Consider the following 12,254-nt stretch of genomic DNA (forward strand, 5'->3'; position numbering starts at 1 on the left):
TTGAGATATTAAAAATTTACAGATAATAAATTATAACAGTATACAACCACCACTAATAGCCATTGAATTTTGCGATATGTTTTATACTAAAAGACAATTTTTTATGAAACTTTTTAACAAAAAAGAAAAAGAACTTATATCCCACATATCCACCAAAATTACCAAAATCTAGTATTGACTTATAAAACCATTAAAAATCATAGCAATAATTACCATTATTAGCTTTATTAATAACGCCAATAACAGTTATTAAAAGATTGACTTATAAGTAATATTTATTTGACCAAAATACGATTTTTCTTTAATTTCATAGCCAATATGGGATTAATGCCTATACTTTTTCAAATTATAAAAGCGATGAACTAGAGGCAATGATATGTTATATAACCAGCATCATGAAAAAGATAACTGCGGATTTGGGCTAATTGCTCACATTGAAGGGCAACCAAGTCATAAAGTGGTGCGTACAGCAATTCACGGTTTAGCCAGAATGCAACACCGTGGCGCCATTTTATCTGATGGAAAAACAGGCGATGGTTGCGGTCTTTTATTACAAAAACCTGACCGTTTTTTTAGATTAGTAGCACAAGATGCAGGTTGGCGATTAGCGACCAATTACGCCGTTGGTATGCTGTTTTTAAGCCAAGACGAAAAAGAAGCACAAGCAAGCCGCGAGATTGTTGAACAAGAACTCGCTGAAGAAACCTTATCTATTCTAGGTTGGCGTGAAGTACCGATTGATAAAAGCGTACTGGGCGAAATAGCATTATCATCACTACCAAAAATAGAACAAGTGTTTGTCAACGCCCCTGCCGGTTGGACAAAAATCGATTTAGAGCGTCGTTTATATATGGTGCGTCGTCGAATTGAAAAACGGGTGAAAGACGATACATTTTACGTTTGCAGCTTCTCCAATCAGGTCAATATCTATAAAGGCTTATGTATGCCTAAAGATTTACCTCGGTTCTATTTAGATTTGGCTGATATCCGCATGGAAACGGCTATTTGTTTATTCCATCAACGATTCTCAACTAATACCGTGCCACGTTGGCCATTAGCGCAACCTTTTCGCCATCTGGCGCATAATGGTGAAATCAATACCATCGAAGGTAACCGACAATGGGCAAAAGCGCGCTCATACAAATTTAAAACGCCACTCATTCCAGACTTACAAGATGCCGCACCGTTTGTTAATGTCACTGGTTCTGATTCGAGTTCATTAGATAACATGCTAGAGCTATTCCTTGTTGGTGGAATGGATATTGTACGAGCTATGCGCCTGCTTGTTCCCCCTGCTTGGCAAAATAACCCTGACATGAACGAAGACCTACGTGCCTTTTTCGATTTCAACTCAATGCATATGGAGCCTTGGGATGGACCTGCGGGTATTGTCATGTCTGATGGACGTTATGCGGCATGTAATTTAGACCGTAATGGATTACGTCCTGCACGTTATGTAATAACGACAGACAAACTTATTACCTGCGCCTCTGAAATTGGTATTTGGGACTACCAACCTGACGAAGTCGTCACTAAAGGTCGTGTTGGTCCGGGTGAATTATTAGTTATTGATACCGAAGAAGGTCGCATACTACAATCGTCTGAAACAGACAACGATTTACAAAAACGTCATCCTTATAAAGAATGGATGGCAAAAAATGTTAAACAGCTAATACCATTTGAAAACCTACCTGATGATAACATTGGTTCACGCAATTACGACGACACGTTACTTGCCACTTATCAAAAACAGTTTGGTTATAGCGCTGAAGAACTTGACCAATGCATTCGTGTACTCGGTGAAAATGGGCAAGAAGCCACGGGCTCAATGGGTGATGATACGCCGTTTGCCGTATTATCAAGTAGACCTCGTTTAATTTATGATTATTTCCGCCAAAAATTTGCACAGGTCACAAATCCGCCTATCGATCCACTACGTGAAGCGCATGTTATGTCACTTTCAACCAGCATCGGTCGAGAAATGAATGTATTTGCCGAAGCAGAAGGTCAAGCGCATCGTGTGGCATTTAAATATCCAGTTTTAGTTTATTCTGATTTACAACAATTAACCGCGTTAGAATCGCGTTACTACAAATCAGAAACATTAGACATCACCTATGACATTGATGGCAGCTTACGTGATGCCATTGAACAATTATGTGGTGATGCCGAGGCAAAAGTTCGTAATGGTACAGTATTACTGATTTTATCAGATAAAAACATCGCGGCCGATCGCTTACCAATTCCGGCACCAATGGCGGTGGGTGCTGTACAACAGCGTTTAGTTGAAAAGAATTTACGTTGTGATGCCAATATCATTGTTGAAACCGCAAGTTGTCGTGACCCACATCAATTTGCAGTACTGCTTGGTTTTGGAGCAACAGCAATTTACCCTTACTTAGCCTATGAAACCTTAGGTCAAATGGTCGATAATGGCACAATAAATAAATCTTATCGCGAAGCAATTCTTAATTACCGCAATGGGATTAATAAAGGCCTATACAAAATCATGTCTAAAATGGGGATATCAACCGTTGCCTCTTACCGCTGCTCAAAACTGTTTGAAGCGGTTGGATTACATAAGGATGTGGTTGAACTTTGTTTCCAAGGTGTTACTAGCCGTATTAGTGGCGCTAATTTTGATGATTTTACGCAAGACCAATTTAACTTATCGAAAAGTGCATGGTTAAAAAGAAAACCATTAGAACAAGGTGGACTACTTAAATTTGTTCATGGTGGCGAATATCATGCCTATAACCCTGATGTGGTGCAGTCACTACAAAAAGCGGTCAATAATGGCAATTATGACGATTACAAACGTTATACTGATATCGTCAATAATCGCCCTATTGCTACATTACGTGATTTATTAAAGCTCAATCCCCCTAAAGATGCAGCTATTCCACTGGAACAAGTCGAACCTGAAGAATCGCTATTCAAACGCTTTGACTCAGCCGCCATGTCAATTGGTGCGCTGAGCCCTGAAGCGCACGAATCGCTTGCCGAAGCCATGAATACACTCGGAGGTTTCTCCAATTCAGGTGAAGGTGGTGAAGATCCAGCACGCTACAACACCATAAAAGTTTCACGCATAAAACAAGTTGCATCAGGCCGTTTTGGCGTAACGCCAAGTTACTTAATGAATGCTGATGTTATTCAAATTAAAGTCGCACAAGGAGCAAAACCGGGTGAAGGCGGTCAGCTACCTGGTGATAAAGTCACACCGTATATAGCAAAATTACGTTTTTCGGTACCGGGTGTCACATTGATTTCGCCGCCGCCTCATCACGACATCTATTCAATTGAGGACTTGGCACAACTTATTTTTGATCTTAAACAGATTAACCCTAACGCAATGATTTCGGTCAAATTAGTATCTGAACCTGGGGTTGGAACCATTGCAACCGGTGTTGCTAAAGCTTATGCTGACCTCATCACCATTTCTGGCTATGACGGGGGAACCGGTGCTAGCCCATTAACGTCGGTTAAATATGCCGGCTCACCGTGGGAACTTGGACTGGTTGAAACACAACAATCCTTAGTCGCCAATGGGTTACGCCACAAAATCCGTCTACAAGTTGACGGTGGATTAAAAACTGGTACCGATATTGTCAAAGCTGCCATTTTAGGAGCGGAAAGCTTCGGATTTGGAACTGGTCCAATGGTCGCATTGGGTTGTAAATATCTTCGTATTTGTCACCTTAATAACTGTGCAACAGGTGTTGCAACACAAGATGAAAAATTACGTAGCGAGCACTATCATGGCCTGCCAGAAAAAGCCATGAACTACTTCCGCTTTATTGCACGTAATACACGGGAAGTGATGGCAGAACTAGGCGTAAGTCGAATTGTCGATTTAATCGGACGGACTGATTTATTATTAGAACTTGACGGCATCACTGCGAAACAACAAAAACTAGATCTATCTGGACTGCTAAAAACCGCCACCCCACTTGAAGGCAAACCGGTTTACTGCATAGAAGATAACAAACCCTTTGATAAAGGGGTACTCAATAAAGAGATCCTCACACAAGCACAACAATTTGTTGATAACCGTCAAAGCAAAAGCTTCTATTTTGACATTCAAAACACCGATCGCTCGGTTGGCACAAGCCTATCAGGCTATATTGCTCAAAAATATGGCGATCAAGGCTTAGTCACCGATCCGATCTCGCTAAACTTCAACGGCACGGCGGGGCAAAGTTTTGGTGTATGGAATGCTGGTGGTGTCGATCTAACCCTAACTGGCGATGCCAACGACTATGTTGGTAAAGGCATGGCTGGTGGACGCATTGTCATTCGCCCACCGCAAGGCTCGGCATTTTTAAGTCATGAAGCAACCATCGCGGGTAACACCTGCTTATATGGCGCAACAGGTGGCAAATTATTTGCCGCCGGCCGAGCAGGTGAACGATTTGCCGTACGTAATTCCGGTGCCATCAGCGTTGTTGAAGGCATTGGTGATAATGGATGTGAATATATGACAGGCGGTATTGTTTGTATACTTGGAAAAACAGGGGTCAACTTCGGTGCGGGTATGACAGGTGGGTTTGCTTATATCTTAGATGAAGATGGCGAACTACACAAACGCATCAACAAAGAGCTGGTCGAAATGCTAAACGTCGCAAATTACGCCATTCATGAAGAACACCTTCGAGGTTTAATTATGGAACATGCTCAACTAACCCACTCATCACGAGCCGAAAATATTTTGGCCAATTGGGACAATTTTGCTAAACAATTTGCCCTAGTCAAACCAAAATCCAGTGATGTCAAAGCATTACTTGGACACCGCAGTCGCTCATCGGCAGAACTGCGCGTTCAAGCACAGTAAGGAGAACACGAAAATGAGTCAAAATGTTTATCAGTTTATCGATTTACAACGTGTTGATCCGCCTAAAAAATCGTTAAACATCCGCAAAATTGAATTTGTTGAAATTTATGAGGGCTTTTCTGCCTCGCAATCACAAGCACAAGCCGATCGTTGTCTAGCTTGTGGTAATCCTTATTGTGAATGGCGCTGCCCTGTACATAACTATATTCCCAATTGGTTAAAACTGGTTAACGAAGGTAAAATTCTAGAAGCGGTAGAACTCTCGCACCAAACCAACAGCCTGCCGGAAGTTTGTGGTCGAGTCTGTCCACAAGATCGCCTTTGTGAAGGCTCTTGCACCTTAAATGCCGAATTTGGTGCGGTTACCATTGGAAATATTGAACGTTATATTACTGATGAAGCCTTTAAAATGGGGTGGAAACCCAACCTATCGAATGTTGAACAAACAGGGCTAAAAGTCGCCATTATTGGTGCAGGCCCAGCAGGCCTTGCATGTGCTGATGTCTTAGTGCGCAATGGTGTAACACCAGTGGTGTTTGACCGTCACCCTGAAATTGGCGGATTACTGACATTTGGTATCCCTGCTTTCAAATTAGACAAAGAAGTACTCATTAACCGACGCCGCATATTTACCGAAATGGGCATTGAATTCAGACTAAATACTGAAGTAGGCAAAACCGTGCAATTAGCCGACTTAATCAATGAATTTGATGCCGTATTTGTTGGTGCAGGTACTTATCAATCAATGCGAGCAGGACTTGAAAACGAAGAGGCTAATGGTGTTTACGATGCACTACCATTTTTAATTGCCAATACCAAGCACCTCATGCAACATCAACAAAGCCAAGATACGCCTTACATTGACATGAAAAATAAACGTGTGGTTGTGCTTGGTGGTGGTGATACGGCAATGGACTGTGTACGTACCTCGATTCGCCAAGGCGCTACCGAAGTCACTTGTGCTTATCGCCGAGACGAAGCCAATATGCCAGGCTCAAAGCGAGAAGTAAAAAACGCCAAAGAAGAAGGCGCACAGTTTCAATTTAATGTACAACCACTAAGCATTGAAATTAACAGCACTGGGCAAGTGACAGGCGTAAAAATGGTCCGAACCGAGCTTGGCGAGCCCGACGCAAAAGGTCGACGTTCGCCAGTCATAATTGAAGGTTCAGAATTTGTCCTCCCTGCCGATGCAGTGGTAATGGCATTTGGATTTAAGCCACATGCTATGCCATGGTTGGAAGAACAAGGGGTTAATTTTGATGCACAAGGTCGAATCATTGCGCCAGAAGCTAACGGTTACCAAACGAGTAATGCTAAAATTTTTGCCGGTGGCGATGCCGTTCGGGGGTCGGATTTAGTGGTAACGGCGATTAGTGAAGGGCGCAAAGCGGCTGAAGGTATTTTGAGTTATTTGGAAGTTTGAAGGTTGTTGTAGTTTAAATTAAAATTAAATTAGATATTAGTATAAGCCCGCTTGTTATAAGCGGGCTTTTTAATTGGGTTTTGGGGTATTTTTGGTTAAAAATCACCAAAAAAACTTTAATAAAATCAATACCTTTCCTGACCGATTTTTGGGCGGAAAATCAGGCCTTTTTGTTTTGGTGAATAGGATGGATTGGGTGCGGTGGTTTCGGACGTTTTGGACTTGGGTGAACAAAATAGTTATCGTGACTACGTCCGAGTTAGGGAATTTAAAGCGAATTCCCTAACAACCCACGCTTTGGCTGCAGAATGTGGCCTGCGGCACTACTCGTATCATCCTGATACTCGCCTCTACGAGGCCATCTTCGGCTGTGCTCAGATGTTCAAATTTGTTCCAGACAAATTTGTCGTTCCAGACGCAGCAGAACTCGCCAAACATCCCTGTTTGGCGTGCCGACCTCACTCTGTTGTCGGCACATTCTGATGCCGGAATAGGACAAACAACATAACCATCGTTTTTGGGATGGGTTATTGTGTTTTTATAAGGTTTTTTTTGTTAAAAAACAGCCCAAAAAACTTTAATAAAATCAACACCTTTTCTGACCGATTTTTGGCGGAAAATCAGGTCTTTTTTTGGGTTGGTGGATAGAATGAATTAGGTGCGGTGGTTTCGGACGTTTTGACCTTGGGTGGACAAAATAGCTATTGTGACCACGTCCGAGCTAAGGGAATTAGAGCGAATTCCCTTAGCAATCCCGCGCTTTGGCTGCAGAATGTGGCCTTCGGCTGCCCGACGCCGGCGCTCGGTCTTAACGCACCGGCTATGATTCGCTCCAAGCGAAGCATAGCCTCGCCAAACATCCCTGTTTGGCGTGCTAACCTCGCTCTGTTGTCGGCACATTCTGACGCCGGAATAAAACAAACAACACAACCATCTTTTTTGGAAGATATTATGTTTTTATAATTATATAATTTATTTTAATTAAACGCCTGCACGCGTTAAGGCGTGGTCTCTGTTTGAGCGTTTTAACTGGAAATTTCTAAACCGCCTACACGGCGTTAAGGTAGAGCTCAAGATTTGATAAATCTTGCTGTATAAAGATAAACAACAATTTCATCTTTGAAAATTCTTTTTTTGAGCTGTTTTATAATTTATTGATTTTATTTAATTTTAAATTGTCGTTAAAAAAAGGGGTTGGAGCGGTTAAATTGCTGTTATTGGGGTGCTATTCGTGGTTTTGTTGATTTGTTGTATGTCGGCGCTTTGCTTAGGTTGTTTAAGCGATTGATTTTCCTTGAAAATACAAAAACAAAAACTTCAATAAAATCAATACCTTTCCTAACCACTTTTTGGATGTAATTACATTACTTTTAACAAAAAACAATTCACTCAAAACACCTAAGATTATGTTATTTGTCTTATTCCGGCGTCAGAATGTGCCGACAACAGAGCGAGGTTAGCACGCCAAACAGGGATGTTTGGCGTGTTTGTGGTGTGTCTGACAAATTTGTCTGGAATAAATTTGAACATCTGAGCACAGCGAAGATGGCCTCGTAGAGGCGAGTATCAGGATGATACGAGTAGTGCCGCAGGCCACATTCTGCAGCCAAAGCGTGGGATTGCAAAGGGAATTCGCTTTAATTTCCTTTGCTTGGACGTGGTCACTGTAGCTATTTTGTTCACTAAAGGTCAAAACGTCCGAAACCTTGTTGCACTATAAATAGAGCACACATTTAAACCGCCACAGTGTAATCACTAGGACTGCCAACCACCTTTCAGCGTTGGCGGCGGGGGCGGCGCTATTGTGGCTTCGCCGCAACAGCACAACCCGAAGGGAAAATGCCCCAACTGACGCGGGGGCTTTATTCTTTGTTAGATTGCCCTCTCAAGCACCATAACCGCCCCCGCGGCCCAAGGATTAAATATCAAAAGCTAAGGTGTGACGCAAACGCCATTGCTTTTATAGAATATGTGGTTGTAAGTGATGTAGCCGTCGGTCGAGTTGACATAGAACTGATTATTACCTACCGAGTCACTCGTCCAGTAGAAGTAGTTGGCGAAGCCTGCATTAGTGTATTTGTCCATCCAACCCCACTCAGAAAAAAATCCTGCACCTATTTGTCGCGAGTAACCATTATAACCTGATGACGGCGTGGCAATAGAAATACTAGGAAAATCTGTTCTGACTGCATTGGTTAAATCACTTACCCTAGCAATACGATAACCCAAACGACTACACCAAGATGAGTGGTTAGACGGAGTATCGAATTCACCACCCCGATGGACGAACCACTGCTTTAACACAAATCCATACCTCACCTCATTACCACGACCATCCCTACCGACTAACTCAAACGTCTGTGGCAAAGATGGCACAATCAATGGATTAGGAGTAGCTGACTGTACCTGAGTGCTATCCGCCCTAGGACCGCTTAACGTTACCCGTGTGACATAACTGGATTTATCTTTAATCCATTCATCTTCGTTTTTGCCTTGATTTGGCTGCCTCCAACTTACCGTTGCTTTTATACTACCATTCGTGACAACAGACCACGTCAACTGACTTGCATCGACTCCTTCTATGTGCAAATCAAAATACAACCCATCAGCACCCATTGTCGGAAAGTTTCGGTTGTAAGATGATGGACTTGTTGACTGAACTAAAAAACCTTTTGTAGGAGACCATATGTTAGATGGGCCGGCGCGATAGATTATGCCATAAGTAAGATTCGGCCTTGCGTGACAAATACGAGCAACAGTGTTATACGGCTTGATATAATAATCCACCGTAGCTCCACTAAAACTACTACTCCTTGGCACTCCATACTGAGTAGTTAAACGTCCTTCTGTACTTACTAACCTTACCCTATAAGGAGCATTACATATATCCAATGCATCACTACGATTAACCGTATTGCCATCCTTATCCGTAAACGATACCGATATACTCCCCGATGCGGTAACACCACTTGTACCCTGTCCATCTCCATCATCATCTCCCCAATTACCCTGAACAACCAAATCATTTATACTAATTGAACTTTGTGACGAAGGAATGACCATTGCTATATGGCCTAAATTACTCCCCACATACGGCAAACTTATCGGATTTGCTGCACTTGATGGATTAGTAGATGGCGTGATAACCCGACCATCCTGCAACCTAATAGACAACAAACTGTCTGCATCTGTTACCTTTGTTCGACCACCGTCGAACGTTAAATATGGCGGAGTACCTTCAATGACTCTTGATGTATGCGCCGTTAATGCCACAGAACTCTGTGTATATGACAATAAGAGCAGCACGAAGAAGAATAACAAGAATCTAGGTAAGCTTGGTAATTTAGATAACCTAAATAAACCAGCTAACCTAAGTAAGATAGAAAAATTAGAAAAACTAAGTAAGCTAAGTAAAAAACTTAACCACAACGATAACCTCGGCAATAATGCCAAGCCCGAAGACCGCGATAAATTCGGCAACCTCGCCAAACGCGATGAACTCGATAACTTCGGTGATGAAAATAAGAACTGTGCCTGATTTCGACTACAGTGAAATTGAAAAAGATTTAGGGCATAGGTTTGGCAGGCCATGTGCCATGTGCCATACATGGTAATGCATTTCGATCGTCCTGTCAAGTAAATTTTTGTTTTATTTACATTTTTTTATAACTAACTGCTCACTAACGAGCTTTCCTTTGCTTTAAAGCGCTTAAATTATAACCGGTTGATTTATAATGCGCTACTTTTTTTGTTAAAAATTTGTAAATTTTTGTTAAGTGTATAATGTTGATCTTTTGGTGGTGTGTTTTGGGGAATGGTTTTGGGGAATGGTTTTGGCGGAGTTTTTAAATAAAAAAAACACAAAATAAAAACTTTAATAAAATCAGTACCTTTTCTGACCAATTTTTAGGTGATTAAACGGCTGTTATTAAAATATGCTATTCGTAGTTTTGTTGATTTTTTGTATGCCGGAACCTTGCTTAGGTTGTGTAAGTGATTGATTTAGCTTAAAAATAGCAAAACAAAAACTTCAATAAAATCAATGCCTTTCCTGACCAACTTTTTATGGAATTAGTTTTTTTGAAAGTGAATACTCTATTTTGCACCTAAGTAATTTAATTGGCGCCACGATTCGTATACCACAACCGCTACCGAGTTAGATAAATTCATACTGCGGCTTGTTGCTAGCATGGGAATGCGTATTTTTTTGTTTTGGGGTAATAAGTCGAGTATGGTTGCAGGTAAACCTCGGGTTTCGGGACCAAATATTAAAAAGTCATTTGGTTTGTAATTGACTTCGCTATGTGGTTTTTGTCCTTTTGTGGTTAGTGCATAAAGTTGAGTTTGTAGGTCTATTTGGTTTTCGTCCATAAAGCAGTTAAAGTTTTTGTAGCGTTTTACATCCACAAATTCTTGATAATCTAGTCCTGCTCGTCTTAACTTTTTGTCGTCCCAAAAAAATCCCATAGGCTCAATAATATGTAAGTTAAAGCCTGTATTAGCACATAGACGAATAATGTTACCAGTATTGGCTGGAATTTCGGGTTCAAATAAAACGATGTTTAAAGCTGATGTGGACAAAACTTTTCTCTTCTATTTTTAATATTTATGAATTGGTAATATTATCACAATTCTCAGTCCACCAAGGTGACTTTTTTCTGCTTTGACAGTGCCGTGATCGCGGATGATGGCATTAGCGACAATAGCAAGCCCTAGCCCTGTTCCGCCTGATTCGCGGTCGCGAGCTTCGCTTGTGCGGTAAAATGGCCTAAAAATCTGCTCAAGTTCACTTTCTGAAACACCAGGGCCATCGTCATCGATGGTTATGGTTATTTTTTGTTGTTGTACCGTAAAATTGATAATAACTTCTTTATTTGAATAACGAAATGCATTACGAATCACGTTTTCAAGCGCGCTACATAGGGCTGTGGGATAGCATAATATGGTCTGGCTATTTGGTGGCGTTGCGACTGAAAATGTTTTCCCTATCTGTTCTGCTTCAAAACTGGCGTTATCAAGCACTTGTTTAAATAGTACATTAATTTTATTAAATTCTCTAATTTCGTTATTGTCATATTGCTGTCTTGCCAATAAGAGCAAATCCCCAATCATTGAATCAAGTTTTAATGCTTCATTATTAATTCGTACAACTTCGCTACTTTCACCTTGTTTGCGTCGCAATAACGAGGTCGCAAGTTGTAGGCGAGTTAAAGGCGTACGTAATTCGTGAGAAATGTCAGAAAACAAGCGCTGTTGCACATCTTGCATTCGCTTTAGTTCCCTTAACATGTGGTTAAAACTAGCCCCCGTTGCTTTATATTCAGACGATCCGATTTGTTCAAGCTCTGGCCTTTCTTGTAAATTTCCTTTTGCTACTTGATCTGCTACTTGTTTTAAGCGTCGTGCTGGTTTAGCTATACTCCAAGATAACCAAAGTAAAAATGGAGAACTTGCAAGCATAGTCAAGGTTAATAATAGCAAAGGGTGATCAAAGATGAAGTTAACAAATTGAGATTGTGTATCTGTGGCTTGTTGCAAAATATATAGTTGATATTCTGCATTAGCATAATGAAGTAAAAAAGGTCCTATAATTTCTTGAGAATCATAGATTTTTCTTGCTGGATCGGCAACATTATGCGATTTTTCACTGAAATTTTTGATTAAATCAATATTTTTAGTTTCAGCTGTAATGATTTGTTCATTAGGTGTAACAATAAATAAAGATTGCCCTGGTTTTTGATGACTATCCATAGCAACGATGAAACGCATCCACCACCGAAAGCTATCTTTAGGTATTTTAACAAGATCATGTTCAATTTGGTTAGCTAATAGGTTACCACTTTCTTTATCTTTATTTGCCAAATAAGTCAAATTTCGAGAATCAAGACTTGGTAACACCATAATTAACATGAGAAAAAACGCTATAGTCAGTAAAAATATAGTAAAAATTCTAATTGTTAGGCGATCAAAAAGCCACATTTTTAACTGACCTTC

General features: G+C 40.9%; 5 protein-coding genes. 2 read left to right on the forward strand and 3 right to left on the reverse strand.

Annotated features, from left to right (window positions below):
• Positions 1-376 precede the first annotated feature (376 nt).
• Together gltB and ACYIAJ_RS03840 are read left to right on the forward strand one after the other, a co-directional pair.
• Positions 377-4,834 (forward strand): glutamate synthase large subunit, encoded by a 4,458-nt coding sequence (gltB, locus tag ACYIAJ_RS03835; RefSeq protein WP_483558537.1) that lies wholly within the window; start codon positions 377-379, stop codon positions 4,832-4,834.
• A 13-nt stretch (positions 4,835-4,847) separates the two neighbouring features.
• Positions 4,848-6,260, forward strand: coding sequence for an FAD-dependent oxidoreductase (locus ACYIAJ_RS03840; RefSeq protein ID WP_483558539.1), 1,413 nt, complete (start codon positions 4,848-4,850; stop codon positions 6,258-6,260).
• Positions 6,261-8,192: 1,932 nt separating this feature from the next.
• Here ACYIAJ_RS03840 and ACYIAJ_RS03845 read toward each other — a convergent pair.
• The 3 genes from ACYIAJ_RS03845 to cpxA form a co-directional block, all read right to left on the reverse strand.
• The gene (locus tag ACYIAJ_RS03845; protein WP_483564359.1) at positions 8,193-9,896 is read right to left on the reverse strand and encodes a hypothetical protein; all 1,704 of its coding nucleotides are present in this window, start codon (positions 9,894-9,896) and stop codon (positions 8,193-8,195) included.
• A 459-nt stretch (positions 9,897-10,355) separates the two neighbouring features.
• Entirely contained in the window at positions 10,356-10,841 is a 486-nt protein-coding gene (gene trmL / locus ACYIAJ_RS03850) for a tRNA (uridine(34)/cytosine(34)/5-carboxymethylaminomethyluridine(34)-2'-O)-methyltransferase TrmL (protein ID WP_483558544.1), read from the reverse strand.
• A gap of 18 nt (positions 10,842-10,859) precedes the next feature.
• Positions 10,860-12,239, reverse strand: a complete 1,380-nt coding sequence (cpxA, locus tag ACYIAJ_RS03855) for an envelope stress sensor histidine kinase CpxA (RefSeq protein ID WP_483558546.1) — start codon at positions 12,237-12,239, stop codon at positions 10,860-10,862.
• Between the last annotated feature and the right edge of the window lie 15 nt (positions 12,240-12,254).

It is taken from the genome of Gilliamella sp. X-46, from assembly GCF_057063525.1.